This window comes from Cryobacterium sp. M15 (genome assembly GCF_002929675.1).
Lineage (GTDB): Bacteria > Actinomycetota > Actinomycetes > Actinomycetales > Microbacteriaceae > Cryobacterium > Cryobacterium lyxosi.
Genome location: NZ_PJJW01000031.1, coordinates 80799 through 102808 on the forward strand (window position 1 = coordinate 80799; position 22010 = coordinate 102808).

21 protein-coding genes are annotated in these 22010 nt (G+C 62.8%); 3 read left to right on the forward strand and 18 right to left on the reverse strand.

Translation table 11 applies throughout. The features are described from left to right. Positions 1-28: 28 nt before the first annotated feature. From CXY83_RS04085 to CXY83_RS04110, 6 genes are all read right to left on the reverse strand, one after another. Positions 29-961, reverse strand: coding sequence for an HAD-IIA family hydrolase (locus CXY83_RS04085; protein WP_233200565.1), 933 nt, complete (start codon positions 959-961; stop codon positions 29-31). Continuing rightward, entirely contained in the window at positions 958-2463 is a 1506-nt protein-coding gene (locus CXY83_RS04090) for an FGGY-family carbohydrate kinase (protein WP_104196125.1), read from the reverse strand. The genes CXY83_RS04085 and CXY83_RS04090 overlap by 4 nt, the downstream gene beginning before the upstream one ends. After that, positions 2460-3902 (reverse strand): iron-containing alcohol dehydrogenase, encoded by a 1443-nt coding sequence (locus CXY83_RS04095; protein ID WP_104196126.1) that lies wholly within the window; start codon positions 3900-3902, stop codon positions 2460-2462. The genes CXY83_RS04090 and CXY83_RS04095 overlap by 4 nt, the downstream gene beginning before the upstream one ends. Beyond that, on the reverse strand, positions 3899-4936 hold the full coding sequence (locus CXY83_RS04100) for an ABC transporter permease (RefSeq protein ID WP_198416471.1): 1038 nt from the start codon (positions 4934-4936) through the stop codon (positions 3899-3901). The genes CXY83_RS04095 and CXY83_RS04100 overlap by 4 nt, the downstream gene beginning before the upstream one ends. A 3-nt stretch (positions 4937-4939) precedes the next feature. Then, positions 4940-6550, reverse strand: a complete 1611-nt coding sequence (locus tag CXY83_RS04105; protein WP_104196127.1) for a sugar ABC transporter ATP-binding protein — start codon at positions 6548-6550, stop codon at positions 4940-4942. A gap of 78 nt (positions 6551-6628) precedes the next feature. Beyond that, the gene (locus tag CXY83_RS04110) at positions 6629-7636 is read right to left on the reverse strand and encodes a substrate-binding domain-containing protein (protein WP_104196128.1); all 1008 of its coding nucleotides are present in this window, start codon (positions 7634-7636) and stop codon (positions 6629-6631) included. 219 nt (positions 7637-7855) lie between these two features. Here CXY83_RS04110 and CXY83_RS04120 point away from each other — a divergent pair, with 219 nt between their 5' ends. After that, positions 7856-8878: a GAF and ANTAR domain-containing protein gene (locus tag CXY83_RS04120; protein WP_369831119.1), complete on the forward strand. Its 1023-nt coding sequence runs from the start codon at positions 7856-7858 to the stop codon at positions 8876-8878. A gap of 23 nt (positions 8879-8901) precedes the next feature. Further along, entirely contained in the window at positions 8902-9357 is a 456-nt protein-coding gene (locus tag CXY83_RS04125; protein WP_255408725.1) for a WYL domain-containing protein, read from the forward strand. Positions 9358-9489: 132 nt separating this feature from the next. On the opposite strand, the gene CXY83_RS17800 is transcribed toward CXY83_RS04125, so the two are convergent. From CXY83_RS17800 to CXY83_RS04170, 9 genes are all read right to left on the reverse strand, one after another. Then, complete coding sequence (locus CXY83_RS17800) at positions 9490-10767, reverse strand: hypothetical protein (protein ID WP_233200566.1); 1278 nt, start codon at positions 10765-10767, stop codon at positions 9490-9492. Between the two features lie 440 nt (positions 10768-11207). Then, on the reverse strand, positions 11208-12719 hold the full coding sequence (gene der / locus CXY83_RS04135) for a ribosome biogenesis GTPase Der (protein ID WP_104126024.1): 1512 nt from the start codon (positions 12717-12719) through the stop codon (positions 11208-11210). Then, positions 12712-13404 (reverse strand): (d)CMP kinase, encoded by a 693-nt coding sequence (cmk, locus tag CXY83_RS04140; RefSeq protein ID WP_104196132.1) that lies wholly within the window; start codon positions 13402-13404, stop codon positions 12712-12714. Before cmk ends, der begins: the two co-directional genes overlap by 8 nt. A 5-nt stretch (positions 13405-13409) precedes the next feature. Beyond that, on the reverse strand, positions 13410-14492 hold the full coding sequence (locus CXY83_RS04145; protein ID WP_104196133.1) for a prephenate dehydrogenase: 1083 nt from the start codon (positions 14490-14492) through the stop codon (positions 13410-13412). A gap of 26 nt (positions 14493-14518) precedes the next feature. Then, complete coding sequence (locus CXY83_RS04150) at positions 14519-15268, reverse strand: pseudouridine synthase (RefSeq protein WP_233193167.1); 750 nt, start codon at positions 15266-15268, stop codon at positions 14519-14521. 71 nt (positions 15269-15339) lie between these two features. Continuing rightward, complete coding sequence (locus tag CXY83_RS04155) at positions 15340-15978, reverse strand: SMC-Scp complex subunit ScpB (RefSeq protein ID WP_104196149.1); 639 nt, start codon at positions 15976-15978, stop codon at positions 15340-15342. Between the two features lie 10 nt (positions 15979-15988). Then, a complete protein-coding gene (locus CXY83_RS04160; protein WP_104196134.1) occupies positions 15989-16813 on the reverse strand; it encodes a ScpA family protein in 825 nt (274 codons plus the stop codon). Beyond that, complete coding sequence (locus CXY83_RS04165; protein WP_104196135.1) at positions 16797-17714, reverse strand: ParA family protein; 918 nt, start codon at positions 17712-17714, stop codon at positions 16797-16799. Before CXY83_RS04165 ends, CXY83_RS04160 begins: the two co-directional genes overlap by 17 nt. A gap of 117 nt (positions 17715-17831) precedes the next feature. After that, the gene (locus tag CXY83_RS04170) at positions 17832-18071 is read right to left on the reverse strand and encodes a hypothetical protein (protein ID WP_104196136.1); all 240 of its coding nucleotides are present in this window, start codon (positions 18069-18071) and stop codon (positions 17832-17834) included. Positions 18072-18189: 118 nt separating this feature from the next. Here CXY83_RS04170 and CXY83_RS04175 point away from each other — a divergent pair, with 118 nt between their 5' ends. Further along, complete coding sequence (locus CXY83_RS04175; protein WP_233200569.1) at positions 18190-18642, forward strand: CHRD domain-containing protein; 453 nt, start codon at positions 18190-18192, stop codon at positions 18640-18642. Between the two features lie 11 nt (positions 18643-18653). Here CXY83_RS04175 and xerD read toward each other — a convergent pair whose 3' ends face one another. From xerD to CXY83_RS04190, 3 genes are read right to left on the reverse strand one after another with little or no spacing between them, the layout of a single operon-like run. Further along, positions 18654-19589 (reverse strand): site-specific tyrosine recombinase XerD, encoded by a 936-nt coding sequence (gene xerD, locus CXY83_RS04180; protein WP_104196138.1) that lies wholly within the window; start codon positions 19587-19589, stop codon positions 18654-18656. A 2-nt stretch (positions 19590-19591) separates the two neighbouring features. Further along, the gene (locus CXY83_RS04185) at positions 19592-20212 is read right to left on the reverse strand and encodes an NUDIX hydrolase (RefSeq protein WP_104196150.1); all 621 of its coding nucleotides are present in this window, start codon (positions 20210-20212) and stop codon (positions 19592-19594) included. Positions 20213-20249: 37 nt separating this feature from the next. Then, a complete protein-coding gene (locus tag CXY83_RS04190; protein ID WP_369831120.1) occupies positions 20250-21908 on the reverse strand; it encodes a CTP synthase in 1659 nt (552 codons plus the stop codon). Positions 21909-22010: the final 102 nt, after the last annotated feature.

Sequence of the window (22010 nt, forward strand, 5' to 3'; positions counted from 1 at the left end):
ATATTCATTCGTGTTATGAAACTCTATGCTACGCAGTTCTGTGTCCCACTGCAAGCGATTTCGATGGGACATCAGACCAACCGAGTTGATGCCGTACAGCCGCCGGAATGACATGGTCCACTCGGTCAAGAATGTAAGTGGGCTGGTCCGCTGCAGCAGTACGCGCCACCGAGTCGAGGTCGGCATCCCCGGTGAGCACAAGCGCGGAGTCCATCCGGGCATCCACGGCCATTTTCACATCTGTGTAGAGTCGATCTCCCGTCATAAGGCATTGCTCAGGCCGTAGCCCCAGGGTTGCCATCACCGTTTCCAGCATGATCACGCTGGGCTTACCGGCGTTGGCGACGCAGGACACACCGGTACACGCCTCGATCGCCGCGACGATCGCCGCCGCGTCAGGTTCACCGCGGCCACCAGGAAACGGGCAATAGCGATCCAGATTGGTCGCCACCAGGATCGCATCCCGCTTCCACAGTGCGTCGAATGCGATTTGAAGCTTGGAATAGTCGAATCCTCGGTCATAGCTCGCCAAGACGATGTCTATCTCATCGGGGTCAGACGACGTCGGGATGCCCGCATCCTGCAGCGCCGTGATCAGCGGTTGTTCAGCAATCGGGTAGACCGTTTTGCCGGGGTGTTCACGCCTGAGCCAGGCGACCATGCTCACCACTGAGTTGACAACCTCCTCGGGCGCAACCTGAATGCCGAGTTTCGTGAGTTTGGCTACGTACATTGCCCGGTCGAGCGTTGGGTTGTTCGAGAGAAACACCACCCGACGTCTCGTCTCGCGGAGGTGCGTCAAAAGCTGGAGCGCTCCGGGAAGAACCTCCTCGCCCAGGTAGATGGTGCCGTCCAGGTCGAACAGGTAGGCGTCGTAGACGCGTTCGGGCAGCGCCCGCGGTGCGTCGTCATCCGTCTGCGCCGCGGGCAAGCTCAGGCTGGTCGCCGTCGTCTCACTCACGCCATCACTTCGATCCGGTCGTGGAAGAAGGAGCGGAACGAGGGGTAGATCGCGGCGTATCGGCGGTAGAGCGCTTCGTAGTCGTCGGCCGCTTTCGGGTCGGGTTCATATCGAAACTCGGTGGCGCTCATGGCCTCGGCGGCGTGGCGGATGCTGGGAAAAAGTCCCGCCCCGAAGGCTGCGAGCATGCCAGCACCCAGACAGGTTGTCTCCCTCTGGCGCGACAAGACAACGGGCCGGCGCAGAACATCCGCGATTATCTGACACCAGAGCGGGCATTGCGAGCCGCCTCCCATAGCGACGAACTCTTCCACAGTGTCCCCCGTTGCTTGCTCAACCTGGTCTTGACTCAGCCGCAGTTCGAAGGCGACGCCCTCCAGGACTGCGCGATAGATGTGGGCGCGACGGTGCACGCCCTGAAGGCCCACCATGATGCCGCGGGCTTCATGGTCCCAGTACGGCGTGAGCGCTCCGTTCCAGTAGGGGACGACATACAGGCCGTCACTGCCGCGAGGCACGACCGCCGCTTCGGACTCGAGGGTCGCCTCGACCCCGCCGCGAAACTCCTCCGAGCAACGAGTGAACGTGTCGATGAACCAGGAGATCATGTACGTGCCGGCCCCCACGAAGGTCTCGTACGTGAAGCTGCCGGGTATCGTACCCAGCATCGCTCGATACGCCCTGTCGGGCTGGTACTGAGAGGAATACGTTCCAGAGATCAGACCGGTACCGATATTGAGGTAGGCCCGCCCCGGCGCCGCGACCCCCGCGCCGAGGCCGGCGCACTGTCCGTCACCGGCTCCCGCGACGATAAGCGTGCCAGGGAGCAAACCGAGAAGCTCTGCGGCATCGACGGTGAGGCCTCCGATGACGTCTCCGGGAAAGTGCAGCGTTGACAGTTGAGAGCGGTCGAGACCGAGGTGTGTCAGGACGGCCGGGTCGTAGTCGCCGGTTCGAATGTCGACGAGGCCGGTAGGGTCCATACTTGCTGTCGAGGTCGCCCAGAGGTCGGTCATGCAGTGCACCAGATAGCCGTGCACCTCGACGACGTGCGCCGTACGCCGTAAATTCTCGGGTTCATGCTCGGCCATCCAGAGCAATTTATAGTACGAAACGGTTGTGTTCGGTGGCTTACCGGTACGGTCGTGTACATCGGCCGAACCAAACCGGTCCACTTGCTCGCCGGCCCTGGAATCGAGCCACAGCATCGCCGGTCGCACGGCTTCGCCGTCGTCGTCGAGGCACACGAAGCTCTCGCGCTGGTGGGTTACGGTCAGGGAAGCAACACGCCTGACGTCGAGGCCCGCGACGGCACTGCGCACCGCGCTTTGCATAGCTGTCCACCATTGGCGCGGATCTTGTTCGCCGCGCCCCGGCGCGGGGATACTCAAATCAAGTTCGGCCCGACCACTCGACACTTCGGTGCCATCCGCGTTCCAGACACTCGCTTTCGCGCCGGTGGTTGAGCAGTCCACCGCGATGACCACGCGCCCATCGCTCATGACGTCGGCTCGCTCTCCGCCTGAAAGGCCTGCTCGATCACCACGTCCACGTCGGCTGGCGTCCACCAACCGAGGAGGAAGAGCAGATCGATGACCGTGAAGCGGTCGCGCATGAAGAGGCAATTCGCAACAGCCCACCGCCAGATGTCCGGGGTGACCCATTCGACAAGGTCACCCGGCGTTGTGGGTGAGCCCGCAGCAAGCAGACCGGCAGACAACGACGCGGGCGTAGGGACCGCGGCAGCAATCGCGACGCCATCGGAGACCGCGTTGGCGACCATGCCCTTCATGCGCTCCGGGTCGGCGTTCCACGCTTCGATCTTGCGGGCGTAATCGGACCAGCATTCCTCACCGCGACCGCCGGTCTCGTCGCAGACATCGAACGCTCGCTTCACCTGCTGTTCGAGGTCGCTCGCAGCGGGGAAACGTACTGTGAACTCACCCTCGGCCACTCGGCGGCGCAAGAGGTCCCACGCTGCGGACGCAACCTGAGTTGCAACGCCAACCTGAGCTCCGTGGAGGCCGATCGGCAAATTGTGGGCGGCGGCATACATGTCGAGCATGTGCGAAACGACGTGTTCAACACCCGAGAGGCAGGCCGTTGTACCCGCAATCCCTGTGCCCATTCCACGAATGGCGAGCATCCGGGTCAGGTCAAGCACGGCTCCGGGGGCACCCTCGGCGAGGCCATCCGCCCAGGTGGCGGGGTCGCCGGCGAACTCGAGCAGGAAATCCCTCGGGGTCAGCCGAAAACTGTTGTCGAAGCCCAAGCGGTTGGCGAGTTCCCAGTCAGCAGGAGCGGTGTAGAGCGAGAGCACCTCACCAAAACCGGCAGTGTTCATGGCAACGGGTGCGTCTGCGATTGTCGTGGTGTCGGCGAGCACGACGTCGGGCCACCGGGAAGGGATAGTGCGCTTCACCCCATTGCGCAGGACCACCGAGACGTTGTCGGTAAAGCCGTCGACGGATGCTGCGGTTTGCACGATCACGAGCGGGATTCCACCCAAGCGATCGGTGGCCACTTTCCCGATGTCGGAAATAGTGCCACCACCGATCGCGACGGCGCAGTCATAGCCCTTGATAGCAGCCGTCGCAGTTTCGAGCGCGTCTTCGTCGGCGTGCAGCTGTCCCCCGTGGCCGAGCACGACAATCTCGATCGTGAACGCTTCGGCAAGGAGCTCGCACAGTTGCTGCTTCAGGTCACGGCCGTCGCGCAGGATGGCCGTCTCGTCGACCAGCACTGCGACTCGACGCGTTCCGGTCGGTCCGTCGGCTACCAGGCTTTTCACCGCTGGGACTAAATCGAAGCTGGCTTGGGGCGAGATCACCAGGGCCCGGATACCGAGCGGAACCAGGTCGACAGCGTCGGCCGTTGAGGCGATGACCGCGCGGATCGCGTCGAGGTCGGTGGGATCGGTGATTGAGGCGAATGTACTCATGTGTGCCTTCTGCTCGACTTTCGGTCAGTGAGTACCGCGGCGGCGATAACGGCGCCAATAACCACGGGCTGGAGGTTGGCGGAGACGTTCAGAAGCGACATTCCGTTGTTCAGGACTCCGATGATGAGGAGTCCGACGAACGTGCCGAGGAGACTGCCCGACCCGCCAGAGAGGCTGGCACCGCCGATGACCACTACGGCGATAACGTTGAGGAGGTCAGCTGCGCCAGCGGTGGGCTGCGCGGAGTCGAGTCGTGATGTGACCAGGAGGCCTGCTACTGCCGCTAATAATCCGGCGATGGTATAGACCAAGATTTTGGCGCGGCGCACGGGAAGTCCGGAAAGTCGAGCCACTTCCTCATTTCCGCCGATCGCATAGAGCGCACGGCCCGACGGCCGGAACTTGAGCCAGAATGCCGCGATGGCGAATATTGCAACGAGAATAACGCCCTCGATAGGGATGCCGAGAATGCTGGTAGCTGTGATCGCAATGAACCAGTCGGGGAACCCCGTGATGGGGTTGCCATTCGTGATGAACAACGCGAGGCCAGCCGCTGCAGACATCGTTGCCAGCGTTGCGATGAACGGTTGCAGTTTGCCATAGGCGGTCAGGATGCCGTTGATGAGGCCGACGAGGGCGCCCACGATAAGGCCCGCAAGGAGCGCGACCTCGAAAGGCCAACCGGCCATTTTGTACATTGCGGCCATGGACATCGAGCTGAGCGCCAGCACGGAGCCAACGGAAAGGTCGATACCTCCCAGGAGGATGATCAGTAGCGCTCCGACCGACATGACGCCGACCGCTGAAACCTGGCTCAAAATATTGAGCAAGTTGCGTGGCGTCAGGAAGTACGGGGATAGGAATGAGAGTGCGACGAATATCACGATCAGGCCGATCAGGGGACCGGGAATTTGGCTCATTATGCGCCGGAACCGGTTCGTGTTGACGGACGCAGCAGACGAAGGCGCGACCTCGCCGTGGGCGGGAGAAGAGTCTGGCCGAGGCGGCGTGACGTTGCGGTCGATTATGGCCATGGTTCAGTTCTCCTGCGTTCTGATCGTCGTTTGATACTCTGCTTCGCCGTCGATCGGCGACTCCAGTGGGGATTCTTTTGGGACGTTGCTGAGCGCGAGGGCCATGACGGCTTCCGGTGTCGCATCGGCGCGATCGAGAATCGCCCGCTGGAGGCCACCGGACATCACGAGCACGCGGTGCGACAGGCCGAGTACTTCTTCGAGTTCTGATGAAACGACGATGACGCCGACGCCGGTTTCAGCTAGGGCTCTGATGGTCTCGTAGATCGTCATCTTCGCTCCGACGTCGACCCCCCTGGTGGGCTCGTCGAGGATGAGTACTTTGGGCTCGTTCACCAGCCACTTCGCCAGCAGGACCTTCTGCTGATTTCCGCCCGAGAGAGAGCCCACGGGAATGTCGAGCCGTCCGCGGATGTCAAGGAAATCCCGCAGCTTGTTCGCGGTTGCTGTCACCTTCTTCTTGGTGATGATTCCGGCTGAGCTCAGCTTTTTTTCCCACGGAAGGGTGATGTTTTCGGCACCGGTTCGGTCCAGGTTGAGTCCTTGGCCCTTCCGGTCTTCGGGAACCATCGCGATCCCAGCGTCGATTCCCGACCGTGGGTTCCTGATCTGAACGACCTCGCCGTGCACCTTGATTTCCCCGGCGTCGGCTACATCCGCTCCGGCGATGGTTCGCACAACCTCGGTTCGGCCAGCTCCCACGAGCCCAGCGAAACCGAAGATTTCGCCCCGGTGAACATCGAAGTCGATGCCCGCGAATACTCCAGTCTTGCTCAATCCTGTGACGGAGAGTGCAATCTCGCTGGTAGCGGGCTGTGGCGCCCGGTGGGAAAAAACGAAGTCGCGGCCGACCATCGCCTTGACCATTTCATCTTTCGTGATCTCACTTGCCGGCCAATTTCCTACCAACGCGCCGTCCCTAAGGCACACGATCGTATCCGCGACTTCTTTGATCTCTTCCAGGCGGTGGGAAATGTACACGATTCCTACACCACGTTGTCTCAACGCCGCGATCTGAGCGAAAACATGTTGAGTTTCGGACTGGCCGAGTGAGGCCGAGGGCTCATCGAAAATGATGTATTTCGGTTCGCGGGAGAGAGCGCGTGCGATCTCGATTTCCTGCTGCGCCGCGATGGAAAGTCCTGCAACGGGACGGCGCGGATCAGTCTGTGAACCGACAAGCTCGAGGTATTCCCTCGCCTCGTCGTTGATGCGATTGCGATCGATCACTCCTCGCCGACGAGGCAGCCTCCCGATAAAGATGTTCTCCGCTACCGACAACTCCGGAACCATACGAATCTCTTGATGAATAAGCGCGACGCCATTCTTTAATGCGTCTGAAGGCCGAGTTGGTTCGTAAGGGACGCCGTCAATGGTCATCGAGCCGCCGTTGGCTTCAACTATGCCCGCGATAATCGACGACGTTGTCGACTTTCCAGCCCCGTTCTCGCCGATGAGTCCAATGACGTTCCCGGGCCGGAGCGTAATGTCAACGCCCTTGAGTACGGGAACTCCCCAGTAGCTTTTGGAAAGCCCCGTGCAAATAAGGCCCGAAGAATCTCCGTCTGCCGGGCCTTCGTGAATTGTGTGTGCGAGTGTCTGTACCACTGTCATCCATTCATTGCGATCGCAATAGAACCGGTGGAAGACGGTCTAACGCAGTTAACACGTCTCCCACCGGCAGCTGTTCGATTACTTGAAGTCAGGACCGTAGAACTTCGCGGGATCGTTGTCAGCGACGTTCTCACCGGTGACGAGCACAGTGTCCTGGTACTGGAGTTCGGGAATGTCGCCGCCGTTTCCCTCGGCAATCTTCACCGCGTCCTGCACCGACAGTTGCCCCATAAGGTACGGCTGCTGCGCCATCGTGGCCTGGGTGAGTCCGTCTGCGACCGCCGTGAACATCGTCGGGAATCCGTCGATACCGACGAAGACCAAGCCGTTGCGGCCTTCCTGCTGCGCCGCCTTAGCTGCGCCCAGAGCCATGGCGTCACTTTCGCCGAAAATTGCCTTCAAGTCGGGATTTGCCGTCAGGATATTCTGCGCGGCGGTGAATGCCTTGGTCTCGTCCCAACCGGCTGATTCCTGAGCGACGACTGTGACGTCGGGATAGTTGGCCAGTGCGTTTGCACAACCTTCGCTGCGCTGCAACTCCGCGGTGGAGCCAAGCGGGCCTTGGAGGATCGCTATGTCGCCGGCGCCACCGAACTGGTCAAACATCCAGGTGCACAGCTTCTCGGCTGCCGCGACACTGTCCGTCGCGATGTAGGTCGCAAGTTTGCCCTTACCCGACTCGGGCTTTTGGTCGACGGCAATGATCGGAATACCGGCGTCATTGGCCAGCTTGACGCCGGCTGCTGCCGACGTTGCGTCCTGGGCGATGAAAATGATCACGTCGACCTGCTGGGTGATCAAATCCTGAACCTGGTTGACCTGCTGACCGGAATTGTTATTGGCGGAGAGCGTGACGAGTTTATAGCCGGCTTCGTCTGCAGCCTGCTCCATTCCGTCCACGGCTGCAACGTAGAACAGTGACTTTTGGTCAGCGACTGCAATCCCAATCGTTTTGCCATTAGCGCTGCCGCTTCCGGACGCGCCTGTCGGGGAGATAGTCGGGCTGCAGCCGGTAAAGAGCAGAGCGGCCGATAAGGCGGCTGCGGTCGCGATCATACGTTTTGGGCGAAATTTCATACTCTGCATGCGTTTCTCCTTTGAAACAGTTCACGGCTTGGTGCATATTTATTCATAAGCTGATCGACCATGCGGCCTTGGTCGAGTGTGGCACGCCCTCCAAAGGTCTGTCAAGAACCTGCCCTGCTCCGAACCCATTGGCCTACCCGACTGAGCACGCAGGCCGGGAAGAATTCGACGGCGGCGCTAAGTCCAATGACCGCGTGGTGCTGTTCGAAGAAGTCGAGGATGATGATCGGCGAACGTGGTCGGCGAACTTGGCAAATATCGCCGGCCATCTTCGGGGGAATGAACGCGATTAGTGCGGCCGATACCGTCGCCGAGCGGGTCGCCCAGCGCGGCCGAGAACGCTTGGCCGGGATCACGACCCAGAGCGGCTGGCTGATCGTTCCGCTGACGGTGACAACGTCGCTGAAGGTGAGAACGTCGCTGACCAACAGCAGGATAGTGACGGGAAGGAAGACGCCTTCCTCCCAAAATACTGAGATTCGGGCGGAGCTCGTTACCAATTGTGGGAAGGAGTCCAGAATGATACGTATGACGAATCTGTCTCGCGCCTCGCTGGTGAGCGGAGCATTTGTGCAACTGGCTGACGCGCTGGTGGGAGAGTACGACTCTGCTGATCTCCTGCGTACTTTGGTCGATCAGTGTGTTGTGTTGCTCGACGCCACGGCAGCGGGTCTTCTCCTGGCAGATCAACAGGGCAATCTTCAGGTCATCGCCTCCACGAGTGAGGAAAGCCGTCGGGTCGAGGTGCTGCAACACGAGGCCGGCGCCGGTCCATGCGTTGACGCCTATCATTCCGGCACGGTCGTCACCCTGAGCGATATTGCAACGGATGGTAACGACTATCCCGTTTTTCAGGCAGCAGCGCTGGCCCAAGGTTTTCAATCCGTACACGCCATTCCGATGCGCTTTCGTCCAAATACAATCGGCGCACTGAACCTGTTTCGAAGTCACAAAGGTGCGTTGAGTGATGAGGATGCGGTCATCGGGCAGGCCCTGGCCGACGTGGCGACCATCACTCTCCTTCACGAACGCACAGCTCGAAAAAACGCGACGGTGAACGCTCAGCTTCAACACGCACTGAACAGCCGAGTTTTCATCGAGCAGGCAAAGGGCGTCATCGCGGCACGCAACAACATCAATATGGATGAGGCCTTCAAGCGTCTCCGCGCGCACGCCCGTTCGCGCCAGGAGCCTATGCACAGAAGTGCCGCTGACGTGATCAACAATCTGATTCTGATCTAGACGGTGTATCCCTGCGGCGCCGGCTGAACCGGTGGTCGAAAGAATCCCCGACACGGAACTGCCCGAGCCGCCGCTACTCGGGAGACACCACAAACCGACAGCTTGAACCGTTGCACCTCGTGCATACGATGGGCCACTGGTACCTCCTCGCCTACAGCCTCGATGCTGCCGACTGGCGAACCTTTCGCGTTGACCGCCTCAGCGAGGCGCAGGTCACCGACAAGCCCGGCTACCCCCGAAAACCTCCAGCCGACGACCTGCACGAAGATGTGACGATGCACGTAGCAAGCGGATGGCGCCTGGTGACCGGGACCGTTCGCGTGCACGCTCCGCGCGCCACGGTCGCCCCTGGATCACACCGCCTGGGGAACAGTCCCGCTTCTGGCAGTCCTTCGGGTGCCTTGAGCATGCGGGCACGTTTCCCGGCTCGGGAGGTCGAAGCCCCAGATTCGAAGGTGCAGACTCTTTGCTCAAAATGAGCGCAAAAAAACGGCCGGACCTGCGCAAACAGGCCCGGCCACATCCATCTAACAAATTTTGAGTTTACACATCACACACGCACTAGCTGCCGTAATACTGGCAAGGATCCAGCGCCATGACAGCGATCAGAACTACCCTTTTCTGATCGTGACGAGGGTGTCGTCGGGTACGTAGTAGTTATTCGCAAAGTCGATCTTGGTGGTCGTCGGGGCGATCACGGCGCAGTTGGAAAGGCGAGAATCACGACCGAAAGTGTTGTCGGTAATGGTCGCTCCCCTGATCGGACCGTGTGACTTTTCCGCAATGTTCACGGTGCAGGCTCCACCGTTCGCGAAGTTGTCGCTAAAAGTGAAGTTGGAGACCGGTCCCCGGTCCTGCGTGATCTGCACGGCAGCGCTGTGCGAATCGGTGAGCCGGTTGCCGGTTACGCTCACGTTGTTTCCAGCCTGAATCTGAATGCCATCGTCGTGACTGGGGGAACCGCCCTGATTCGGGTCATTGCTGTAATGCATGTGATCGTGGATCCAGGAATCCTGCAGACTCACGTTGCTTCCGGTGATGTGAATGCCATCGATGACGTTATTGATGTTCAAGCGTGTCGCCGTGAAGTTATAGCCGTAGATTCCATTGGCGTGGGGCGAAGCGGTGCTTGGGGACAGTTCGGTGTCGGTGACAACCAGGTTTCGGTGTCCGCCGAGGTTATTGATTAGCGCCCCTGGACCGTTCATGGTGCCACCCCGAATGATGGAATTCTTGATGGTCACATCGGGGGCGCTGATCTTGATCAGGCCGCGAATATCAAGGCCATCCAACACTGTGCCCGGTTTGGTCACGTTGATGTCACCATTGTGCACGGTTAAAGCAGTTCCAGAGGGAACGCCCGTGTTGGAAGCACCGGGCGTTCCACTCGTCACCGGCGAAGGCTCCGGAGTGGGACTCGGTACGGGAACCGGTGCCGGCGCGGGAGCCGGTGTCGGAGCCGGTGTCGGAGTGGGAGTGGGAGTGGGAGTGGGAGTCGGTGTGGGAGTGGGAGTGGGAGTCGGTGTGGGAGTGGGAGTCGGTGTGGGAGTGGGAGTCGGTGTGGGAGTGGGAGTCGGTGTGGGAGCCAGAGCACGAATGGGCTCCGGAGCCGGTGCAGGTGCCGGGCTGCCGTCGGCGCGCTCAAAGCCGTCGACCGAAAGGTTCAGCGTGACGTCGGCGACGCTACTGACGGCGGTGACCGTGCCGTCCATCTCCGGCGTCACGGGAACCGTTATGGTCTTGGTTGGGCTGGTACCAGCCGGCGCGGTAAACGAGTACGCTTTGGAGCCCTCTGGACCAAGTGCAATTTTTACCTGAGTTTGCGAAGCGACCTCAGAGGTGAAGAACTTCACCTCGACAGATTTCAGGCCGGACGGTACCGTACCCAAGTCGGTGGTGGCTCTTCCGCGCTCGGGAATCACAATTGATGCGCTCAGTGTCTCGGCGTTGCTGTTTTCAGCTTGAGCCGGACTGACGACGAGACCGGACAGGGCGACGACGGAGACTGCCAGAACCGAAAGAGCGGCCTTCCGTGGAGCCGTGTGGGTGGAGACAGTCGGGGTGGTACCAGTTGAAAATTGATTCGAAAAAGATGTGCGGGTATTTCTGAATGCCATTGGTTAGTTACGTATATTCTTTGTCGCGCACAAGTCCGGGAACGTGCGGTTGATCGGCCGTAGGGGGCCACAATGTACTCCATGAGCATTGCCCACTTAGGGTGCACACGCAAATCGAGTGAGGTCACTTACGCTGCCGCGACGCACACTCGGCACGCAAAAAAAGCGGCCGGACCTGCGCTAACAGGGCCGACCGCTTGAAGTCTGCGAATTTAGCGTTTGCGCTTTTCACGCACGCGCATGCTGAGGTTGATCGGGCTGCCCTCGAAGCCGTAGATCTCGCGCAGGCGACGCTGAATGTAGCGGCGGTAGCCCGGGTCAAGGAATCCGGTGGTGAATACCACAAACGTCGGCGGGCGGCTCGAGGCCTGTGTACCGAACAGAATCCGAGGCTGCTTGCCGCTGCGCACGGGGTGCGGGTGGGCAGCAGCGAGCTCGGCCAGGAAGGCGTTGAACTTACCCGTGGCGATGCGGGTGTCCCACGATTCGAGCGCGAGCTCAAGCGCCGGAACCAGCTTTTCCATATGACGACCGGTTTTGGCCGAGATGTTCACGCGCGGAGCCCACGCCACGTGCGCCAGGTCCTGCTCGATCTCCCGCTCCAGGTATCGCCGACGGTCGTCGTCGATCTGGTCCCACTTGTTGAACGCCAGAACGAGTGCGCGGCCCGACTCGATGACGAGGTCGATGACCCGAATATCCTGCTCGCTGATGACCTCGGTCACGTCGAGCAACACAACGGCAACCTCGGCCTTTTCCAAAGCCGCGCTGGTACGCAGGGAGGCGTAGAAGTCGGCGCCCTGCGAGAGGTGCACACGACGGCGAATGCCGGCGGTGTCGACGAAACGCCACACCTTGCCGCCGAGCTCAACCTGCTCATCGACCGGGTCGCGGGTCGTGCCGGCGAGCTCGTTGACAACAACGCGCTCCTCCCCCACGACCTTATTGAGCAGGCTGGACTTGCCGACGTTCGGGCGACCGAGGATGGCCACGCGGCGCGGACCGCCGACCTCCTGCTTGGCAACGTTGGAAATTTCGGGCAGCACGAGCAGAATCGCATCGAGCAGGTCGGCAACACCACGACCGTGCAGGGCAGAAACCGGCCACGGCTGGCCGAGGCCGAGCGACCACAGGCTGGCCGCTTCGGGCTCCTGGCGCACGTCATCGACCTTGTTGGCGATCAGAAAGACCGGTTTGCCGCTCTTACGCAGCATTCGCACGACGGCCTCATCGGTCGAGGTCGGGCCCACGTTGGAGTCCACGACGAACATGACCAGGTCGGACAGGTCGATGGCGATCTCGGCCTGGGCAGCGACGGAGGCGTCGATACCCTTAGCGTCGGGCTCCCATCCGCCGGTGTCGACGAGGCTGAACTTGCGCTCGTGCCATTCGCCCTTGTACGCGACACGGTCACGCGTCACACCGGGGGTATCCTCGACGACGGCCTCGCGGCGACCGAGGATACGGTTGACCAGCGCTGATTTTCCCACGTTCGGGCGCCCGACAATGGCGATCACCGGAACCGCCGGCAGGTACTGAATCGCGTCGGGGTCGTCGGTGACGGCCTGCAGTACGTCGAGGTCTTCCTCATCGAGGTCATAGTTGTCGAGGTCCGTGCGCAGCGCGACGGAACGCCGCGTGGCAAGTTCCTCATCGAGATTGGCGAGTCGTTCCGCCAGCTCGGTGTCGAGCGCTGCGCTCGTGTCGTCGTATTCGTTACTCATTCAAAGCCCGCTTCGTGCGTGTGTGGTAGACGTCGATGACCGCTTCAACGGTCTGCTCGAAGTCGAGATGGGTGGAGTCGACGGTTATCACACCGTCAGCCGCGCTCATGAAATCGACAACCTGTGAGTCAGCGCGATCACGTGATCGCAACTGTTCTGCCACGGTTTCAGCCGATTGGGTCGTTATTTCCGCAGAGCGTCTTCTCATTCTAGCCTCCTCGGATGCCGTGAGTAGAATGCGCACCTCGGCTTCCGGGGCCACGATGGTTGTGATGTCGCGTCCTTCGACGATGACTCCGGGTCGATCCACGTTCTCGGCGATGCTGCGAAACAGCTCGGTGAGCGCGCCTCGCACCGCGGGAAGGCGGGCGACAGCGCTGACCGCTGCACTGACCTCCGGTGAGCGGATGGCGTCGGTCACGTCGGTCTGCCCCACCGTGACGAAGTAGTCGTCTGGGTCGGTACCGATCGCATAGTCGAAGTCTTTGAGGAGCGCGGAGACGGCATCCGTTTGGGTGTTGTCTGTATTGCGCTCAAGCGCCAGCCAGGCCAGCGCGCGGTAGGCGGCGCCGGTGTCGAGGTAGGCGAAGCCGAGACGACGTGCGGCGGCACGGCTCACGCTCGATTTGCCGCTGCCGGCCGGCCCATCGATAGCGACGAGGGTTGGAAGGGTGTGACGTGCCATGTACGTTAACCAGCAATCCGCCAGCCGCGCGCGGCCAGCTCTTCGGTGAGGCGAGTGACGGCGCCGGGCAGTACAGAGATTTCGGCGAGACCGATCTGGGCGCCGGGCGAGTGTTCCAAGCGTAAGTCTTCGAGGTTGACTCCGAGCTCCCCGATGTCGTTGAGCAGGCGAGCGATCTGGCCGGGCTGGTCGTTGACCATGACGATCATCGAGGAGAACCGTCGGTCCTGCCCGTGTTTGCCGGGCAGACGGGCCACTCCGACGTTTCCGCCGGCGAGTTCCTCGGCGACCTGGCGCTGCGCTCCGGGCGCGTCTGGATCTTCGAGGGCATCGATGAACCGGTCGAGGTCGTCTCGGTAAGCCAGCAGCACATCACGCACCGGGCCGGCGTTGGCGCCGAGAATCTGCACCCACAGGTCGGGGTCGCTCGCCGCGACCCGGGTCACGTCGCGCAGGCCCTGGCCGGCCAGGTTGAGCGAAGAGTGCGCTGCCCCGGTGAGGCGACGGGCCATCAGGGTGGAGATGACCTGCGGCACGTGCGAAACCAGAGCGACGCCGAGGTCGTGCTCTTCCGGCGTCATCTCGACCAGGATCGCGCCGAGGTCGAGAATGAGATCGTCGATAGCACCGGCCTGCTGGTAGCTGATCGCGTCGTGTGCGGCGACCACCCAGGGGCGACCGATGAACAAATCAGCGCGGCCGGAGAGCGGGCCGCCCTTCTCCCGACCGGCGAGCGGATGCGACCCGATATAGCGGCTGATATCGGCTCCGCGCTCGCGCAGCTCGGCGAGCGGCGCGAGTTTGACACTCGCGACATCCGTCACGATCGCTCCCGGGTAAGCCTCGAGCTCGCGGGCGACGATCTCGGCGGTGACGTCGGGAGGCACGCACACGACGATGAGTTGCGGGAGATCGCCCGGCTTTGCAGCGCGGCCGGCACCGTAGTCGATGGCGATGCGCAGGTTGGTCGGTGACGCGTCGGCGAGGATCGTCTCGATCTTGCGGTCCCGCAGGCCGAGGCCCACGCTGGTTCCGAGCAGGCCGACGCCGACGATGCGCACCGGACCGACGAGGCGGCTTTCAGCCATGGTTGTGTCCCCTACCATTGCTGCTGTTAGTTCGCGTCAGGGCGCGCACTCGGCGCCTGGCGGGACACGGTGAGCAGTTGGCCGAGTTCTTCGCGGGTGAGTTCGCGCACGGCGCCCTGCTGCAGGGTGCCCAGGTTCAGCGGCCCGAATTGGCGACGCACAAGGTCGACCACGGGGTGACCGACGGCGTCGAGCATCCGTCGCACGATGCGGTTGCGGCCGGAGTGCAAGGTGAGCTCGACCATGCTGAACCCGCCGCCGGGAGGGCTCGTGAGGATGCGTGCCTTGTCGGCGTGGATGGGGCCGTCGTCGAGTTCGATGCCGCTTTGCAGCTGGCCGATGGTCTGCGGCGAGACGCGCCCCTCGACCTTGGCGATGTAGGTCTTGGAGACGCCGAAGGAGGGATGGGCGAGCACGTGCGCGAGGTCACCGTCGTTGGTGAGAATGAGCAGGCCGCTGGTTTGGGCGTCGAGCCGGCCCACGTTGAACAGGCGTTCGTCGAACTGGTCGGTGAATTCGCGCAGGTCGGGTCGCCCGCTTTCATCCTGCATCGAGGAGACAACGCCGACCGGCTTGTTGAGCATGAGGTAACGGCGGGTGGTGTCGAGCTGCACGGCCACGTTGTCGACGGCGACCTGGTCGGTTTCGGGATGCACGCGGCGGCCGAGCTCGGTGACGACCTTGCCGTTCACCCGCACCCGCCCGGAGGTGATGAGGTCTTCCGAGACGCGCCGACTGGCGACGCCGGCCGAGGCAAGTACCTTCTGCAGGCGCACACCGTCAGCTGCTGCCTCTGGATTGAAGTTGGGGTCGCGGGGCGCTGCGTCGCTGGGCGTGTTGTCCTGGGTCAAAGTAGATCCTCGAATCCGTCGGTGCCGTCGTCGAGTAACGGCGATAGGTGGGGTAACTCGGCGAGCGAGTTGATTCCGAGCTGGGTGAGCAGCAAGTCTGTGGTGGCGTAAGCGATCGCGCCGGTTTCACTGTCGGTGAAGGCCTCGGTGATGAGGCCGCGACCGAGCAGGGTGCGCACGACGGAGTCGACGCTGACGGCGCGAATGCTCGCGACCTGCCCACGACTGATCGGCTGCTTGTACGCGATCACGGCGAGGGTTTCGAGTGCTGCCTGGCTGAGCCGGCTGGGATTCTGGGTCAGCACGAAGTCGGTCACGAGCTCGTCGTGCGTGGCGCGCACGTAAATGCGCCAACCGCCGGCGACCTCGCGCAATTCAAAACCGCGGCGCACCGTGGAGGTACCGTCCGGTGCCGTGACTCCATCGAAATCGGCGACCAGCCGGGCAACGGATTGCGCCACCTCGGTAATCGGCCGCCCCACGGCGGTCGCGAGGTGCACCAGGCCCTGGGGCTCATCGGCGATCATGAAAACGGCTTCGAGCTGGCGGTCGAGGACGTAGGATTCGCGCACAGCGAATGCTGCGGCATCCGTTTTCCCGGCGCGCGACCGGGTGTCGGTGGCCTGGTTCACCATATTGCCGACTTCAGTTGTCATAGTCGGCTCCAAGCGAGCCGAGATTTTCGTCAGACCATTCGCGCCCGTCGAGCGACGGGCTGCTCCAGCGCAGAATGAGCTCGCCGAGGGGCTCGATTTGGTCAAAGGACAGGGCGCCGTGGCGATACAGCTCGAGCACCGCGAGAAAGCGGGCGATGATGACACCCTTCAGATCAACGCCAGCGGTGAGCGCCCGGAATGAAACCGGCTCCCCCGGCTGCAGCATGGCGACGACGTAGGCGGCCTGCTCGCGGATACTGACCAGCGGCGCGTGCAGGTGTTCCAGGCCTACAACCGGCACCTCGCGCGGAGCGAGGGCAGCGGCGGCCAGCGCGGCGAAATCGGCGAGCGACAGCGTCCAGACCAGCTCCGGGGTCTTCTGACGGTACTTCTCCTCGAGCCGCACCGATCGCACGTGACGGCGGGTCTCAGTGTCGAGCTGGTCGGTGAACCAGGTCGCCGCTTCCTTGAAAGCGCGGTACTGCAGCAGGCGAGCGAACAGCAGGTCGCGGGCTTCGAGCAGGGCTACGTCTTCGGCGTCGACGAGTTCACCCTGAGGCAGCAGGCCGGCCACCTTGAGGTCGAGAAGCGTCGCGGCAACGACCAGAAACTCGGTGGCCTGGTCGAGTTCCTCGGCCGCGTCGAGGCCGCGCAGGTAGGAGATGAACTCGTCGGTCACCTGGCTGAGCGAAATCTCGGTGATGTCGAGTTCGTGCCGGGTGATGAGTTTCAACAGCAGATCGAACGGGCCCTCAAAGTTGCCGAGGGCGACCGAAAACGCGGGCTTCTCGGCCGCGCTAGGCGACTGCGCCACGGTGGATCAGTTCGCGGGCCACCTGCAGGTATGCCTTGGCGGCTGCGTGTTCGGGTGCGAAGTCGGTGATGGGTATCCCGGCCACGCTCGCGTCGGGAAATTTCACGGTGCGGCCGATGACGGTCTCCAGCACACTGTGGCCGAAGGCATCAACGACGCGCTCGAGGACTTCGCGGGAGTGCAGGGTGCGCGAGTCGTACATGGTGGCGAGAATGCCGTCGAGTTCGATGGCGGGGTTGAGCCTGTCGCGCACCTTATCGATGGTCTCGATGAGCAGGGCGACGCCGCGCAAGGCGAAGAATTCGCACTCGAGGGGAATCAGCACGCCGTGGCTGGCGGTGAGCGCGTTCACCGTGAGGATACCGAGCGAGGGCTGGCAGTCGATGAGGATGACGTCGTAGTCGCTCGAGACCTTACGCAGCACACGGGCCAGAATCTGCTCGCGGGCGACCTCGTTGACCAGGTGCACCTCGGCGGCGGAAAGGTCGATGTTGGCCGGGATGACATCGAGTCCCTCGACCGAGGTCGGCTGGATCGCGTCTTTCGGGTCGACCTTGCCGTCGAGCAGCAGGTCGTAGATAGTGGTGACGTCGTGGGTGGGCACGCCGAGGCCGGCTGAGAGTGCGCCCTGCGGGTCGAAGTCGATGGCGAGCACGCGACGCCCGTAGCTGGCCAGGGCCGCGCCGAGGTTGATGGTCGTCGTGGTCTTACCGACGCCACCTTTTTGGTTGCAGAGGGAGATGATGCGGGCGGGACCGTGGCCTTTGAGCGGCTCCGGATCGGCGAATTCGTGTTTTTCGCGTCCCGTCGGACCTACCGGAGTGTCGTCGAAACCGGGTAGCGAAATTCGCTCGCTCAACTTACGCGTCACTGGCCCGTCCTTGATTTGTCCTGCACCCATCACTTGCTTGATTGTAGCGAGTGGAACGACGCGTCGCCGCAAGGATCGCCGCGTGGCCCCGTCTCGGTGGCTCGGCCGGCAGCATCCGTCGCCGTTGTGGCGGGAGCGTGACCGCGACTATTTGAGCGATACGTTTCGAGACGCGAACCCGCCGAGGCTGCTTTTTACAAAGATGTTTCCCGGATTCACGGCCACGTTGCCGATCGTGGCGCAGTAGCGTCCGCCGCCCTGATTGATCAGGGTGCCGATCTGTACGTCGGTCGAAGTCTTGAACACGCGAGAGGAACCCTCGACCCGGAATCGGCCCGACGAGTCGGCGTTGCGGCTCGCGCTGGACAGATCACTGACGATACGCACCGGTTAGTGAATCTCGACGGGCACAGGGCACCGCCGGGACGCGACCACGCGTTGCGCACCGCGCTAACCGCGGGTAGCGTGACGGCACTGACAACTTTCACCGACCAGAGGACGAATCATGAGCATGAAGAAATCGGGCGGCCTGCGGACACTCGCGATAGTGGCGGCCGTCGCGGCTCTGACCGCGGCCAACACGGGTGTCGCCGTGGCCAGACCGGATGGCGGCCCCGCAATCCCGCTGAACAACGGTCAGGAAACGACTGGGGCAGACACTGGGGCGAGTGGTTTCTTTAGCTATGCCATCACCGGTGACCAGCTGTGCTACACCATGACGGCGCGAAACCTGTCAGTGCCGGCTGTGGCGGGCCACGTCCATCTGGCGCCTCGGACTGTCGCCGGCCCGGTGGTCATCCCCCTCATTGTCGGCTCCGGCACCAGCTGGACGGTGCAGAGTTGCGCAACCGCCGACCCCGCCCTGCTCCAAGCCATCAGCGCCAACCCCCGCGCGTACTACATCAACGTGCACACACCTACCTTCCCTGGCGGCGAAATTCGCGGCCAACTGAAGTAACCACGAGGTGACTAGCGCGCCCGCGGATGGGCGGTCGTGTACATGTCACGAAGGGTGTCGACGGTCACCAGCGTGTAGATCTGGGTGGTGGCGACCGAGGAATGGCCGAGCAGTTCCTGCACCACGCGTACATCGGCGCCACCGGCGAGCAGGTGCGTCGCGAACGAGTGGCGCAGGGTGTGCGGCGACACGGGCACGGTGAGCCCGGCACGCTCAGCGGCAGCACGAATGATCAGCCAGGCGTTCTGCCGGCTCACTCTTTGTCCGCGCAGGCCGAGGAACAGCGCCGGTGTCGAGCGTCCACGCGCTGACAGTATCGGCCGGGCCCGCACGAGATAGTCAGAGACAGCGGCGCGCGCAAAACTGCCGACCGGCACGATGCGCTGTTTATCCCCCTTACCGGTGAGCCGCACCGAGTCGAACACCTCCACGAGCACGTCGTCGACATTGAGATTGACCACCTCGCTCACCCGGGCTCCGGTCGCGTAGAGCAGTTCGAGCAAGGCCTTATCGCGCAGGCGCTGAACGTCGTCACCGTCGGTCGCCGCCAACAGCGCGCTGACCTGTTCGATTGAGATGGCCTTAGGCAGGCGCAGGGCGAGTTTAGGCGGTTTGGTGTCGTGCGCCACATCGGTTTCGACCACTCCCTCTTCGAGCAGAAAACGGTGGAACCCGCGCACGGTCGAGAGAACGCGGGCGATGGATGCCGCCGTCAACGGGGCTTCCGGGCGCAGGCCGAGATGCTGCACAAACGACGAGATGTGGTGCCGAGTGACCACTTGCAGGTCGGTGATCGGCCTGGGTGGGCCGTCGGGAGAATCAACCGCCAGCCACGCCGTGTACAGCCCCAGGTCGCGGCGGTAAGCGGCGACGGTGTTCACGGCGAGGCCGCGTTCGACCGCCACGTGCCGCAGGTAGGAATCCACCGCCGTCTCGACGGTCGTCATGCTCAGGACGTGATGTGCAGGCTGCGCGAACCACTGCTGCGCGGATGCCGCGGCCACGGCGAATCCGCGGGTGCAAGCGCGCTCCAGCCGCGTGAACGAGCCACCTGGGCGGCCAGAATGCCCACCATCAGGATCGGGTTGGAGACGCGCCTGGCCAGCACGGCGTCGACGCATGCGTCGAGCGATACCCAGCGTGGTTCGATATCGGCTTCTTCGTGGGTGCGGTCGAATGCGGCAATCGCCGAGACGCCCCGAGCGAGATAGATCCGAATGGCTTCGTTGCTGCCCCCGGGCGTGGTGTAGAACTCGGTGAGCAACGCCCACTCGGTGGCGACGACATCCGCTTCTTCAGCCAGCTCGCGCTGGGCGCCGACGACAGCGTTCTCACCGGCAATGTCAAGCAGCCCGGCCGGTAGTTCCCAGCCGCGCAAGCCGGTCGGGTGCCGGTACTGCTTGATCAGCAGCACGCGGTCCTGCTCGTCGAGGGCCAGCACAGCGACCGCGCCGGGGTGGTCGATGTACTCGCGGGTGATGCTCGCTCCGTTGTAGTCGAACGAGTCGCGGCGCACGTTCCAGATGGCTCCGTCGTAGACCACGTCGCTCGCTGAGACCTGCACCGGCATGACGTCGTCCTGCAGCACGTCGTCCTTCAGCAAATCGTCAGGCACTGAGCTCTTCCTTCACCTCGAACAAGCGGCTGGCCTCCTGGCGGTCGAGCGCAGCCTTGATCAGACCGCGAAACAGCGGATGCGCGTGGTTCGGCCGTGACCGCAGCTCTGGGTGGGCCTGGGTTCCCACGTAGAACGGGTGCTCCTCGCGCTTGAGCTCGACGTACTCGACCAGGTGACGGTCAGGGCTGGTGCCGGAGAACCACAGGCCGGCCTGTGCGATCTGGTCGCGGAAGGCGTTGTTGACCTCATAGCGGTGACGGTGGCGTTCGGACGCTTCGTTGGCGCCGTACAGCTCGGCGACCAGAGAGCCTTCAGCAAGGGTGGCCGGGTAGAGGCCAAGACGCATGGTTCCGCCGAGGTCACCGCCGGCGATGATCTCCACCTGCTCTTCCATGGTCGCGATGACCGGAAACTCGGTGTCCGGGTCGAACTCGCTGGAGGAGGCTCCCGGCAGGTCGGCCTTGTTGCGGGCGTACTCGATGACCATGCACTGCAAACCAAGACACAGGCCGAGCACGGGGATGCCGTTTTCCCGGGCGAACTTGAGGGCACCGAGCTTGCCCTCGATGCCGCGGATACCGAACCCCCCTGGCACGCAGATGCCATCGAGTTCGCCGAGCAGCCGCGCGGCTCCCTCGTCGGTTTCGCAATCGTCGGAGCCGATCCAGACGATTTTGACCTTGCTCTGGTTGGCGAATCCGCCAGCTCGCAGCGCCTCGGTGACCGAAAGGTAGGCATCCGGCAGGTCGATGTACTTGCCGACCAGGCCGATGGTGACCTCGTGCTTGGGGTGGCGCACGGCTTCGAGCAGGTTCTTCCAGCCGGTCCAGTCCACAACGTCGGCGGTGAGGCCGAGGGCGTTGACGATGTACTTATCGAGGCCCTGGTCGTGCAGCATGGTGGGGATCTCGTAGATCGAGGCGACGTCGACGGCGTTGACCACGGCATCCTCGTCGACGTCGCACATGAGCGCGATTTTGCGCTTGTTCGACTCGGAGACGGGCCGGTCGCTGCGCAGCACGAGGGCGTCGGGCTGGATTCCGATGGATCGCAGGGTGGCGACGGAATGTTGAGTGGGCTTGGTCTTCTGCTCGCCGGCAGCGCCGAGGAACGGCACGAGCGAGACGTGCACGAAGAACACGTTGCCGCGGCCGAGTTCGTGGCGCACCTGGCGGGCGGCCTCGAGGAATGGCTGGGATTCGATGTCACCGACCGTGCCGCCGACCTCGGTGATGATCACGTCGGGGCGCACATCGTCGCTGGCCTGCAGGCGCATGCGCCGCTTGATCTCATCGGTGATATGCGGAATGACCTGCACCGTGTCGCCGAGGTACTCGCCACGGCGTTCCTTGGCGATGACCTGCGAGTAGATCTGCCCGGTCGTCACATTGGCCGACTGGCCCAGGTTGATGTCGAGAAAACGTTCGTAGTGCCCGATGTCGAGGTCGGTTTCGGCGCCGTCATCGGTGACGAAGACCTCACCGTGCTGGAACGGATTCATCGTTCCCGGGTCGACGTTGAGGTAGGGGTCGAGCTTCTGCATGACGACGCGCAGGCCGCGTGCCGTAAGCAGGTTACCGAGGCTGGCCGCCGTCAAGCCCTTACCGAGCGAGGAGACCACACCCCCGGTCACGAAGATGTGCTTCACGGTGCCGTCTGAATTGCCCGGGCCGCCTATGCGCGTGTTGTCTGAACCGCGTGTAATTATATTTTCCACCACGGGCTTCAATGCTATCACCTGATTTTGATC

Coding starts and splice junctions, on each gene's coding strand:
- CXY83_RS04100 (WP_198416471.1), bottom strand. CDS start 4,936: ATGGCCATAATCGACCGCAACGTCACGCCGCCTCGGCCAGACTCTTCT.
- CXY83_RS04120 (WP_369831119.1), top strand. CDS start 7,856: ATGATGATCGGCGAACGTGGTCGGCGAACTTGGCAAATATCGCCGGCC.
- cmk (WP_104196132.1), bottom strand. CDS start 13,404: ATGGCACGTCACACCCTTCCAACCCTCGTCGCTATCGATGGGCCGGCC.
- CXY83_RS04175 (WP_233200569.1), top strand. CDS start 18,190: ATGAGCATGAAGAAATCGGGCGGCCTGCGGACACTCGCGATAGTGGCG.
- der (WP_104126024.1), bottom strand. CDS start 12,719: ATGAGTAACGAATACGACGACACGAGCGCAGCGCTCGACACCGAGCTG.
- CXY83_RS04095 (WP_104196126.1), bottom strand. CDS start 3,902: ATGAGTACATTCGCCTCAATCACCGATCCCACCGACCTCGACGCGATC.
- CXY83_RS04165 (WP_104196135.1), bottom strand. CDS start 17,714: ATGGGTGCAGGACAAATCAAGGACGGGCCAGTGACGCGTAAGTTGAGC.
- CXY83_RS04155 (WP_104196149.1), bottom strand. CDS start 15,978: ATGGTGAACCAGGCCACCGACACCCGGTCGCGCGCCGGGAAAACGGAT.
- CXY83_RS04145 (WP_104196133.1), bottom strand. CDS start 14,492: ATGGCTGAAAGCCGCCTCGTCGGTCCGGTGCGCATCGTCGGCGTCGGC.
- CXY83_RS04105 (WP_104196127.1), bottom strand. CDS start 6,550: ATGACAGTGGTACAGACACTCGCACACACAATTCACGAAGGCCCGGCA.
- CXY83_RS04185 (WP_104196150.1), bottom strand. CDS start 20,212: ATGCCGGTGCAGGTCTCAGCGAGCGACGTGGTCTACGACGGAGCCATC.
- CXY83_RS04110 (WP_104196128.1), bottom strand. CDS start 7,636: ATGCAGAGTATGAAATTTCGCCCAAAACGTATGATCGCGACCGCAGCC.
- CXY83_RS04090 (WP_104196125.1), bottom strand. CDS start 2,463: ATGAGCGATGGGCGCGTGGTCATCGCGGTGGACTGCTCAACCACCGGC.
- xerD (WP_104196138.1), bottom strand. CDS start 19,589: ATGACGACCGTCGAGACGGCGGTGGATTCCTACCTGCGGCACGTGGCG.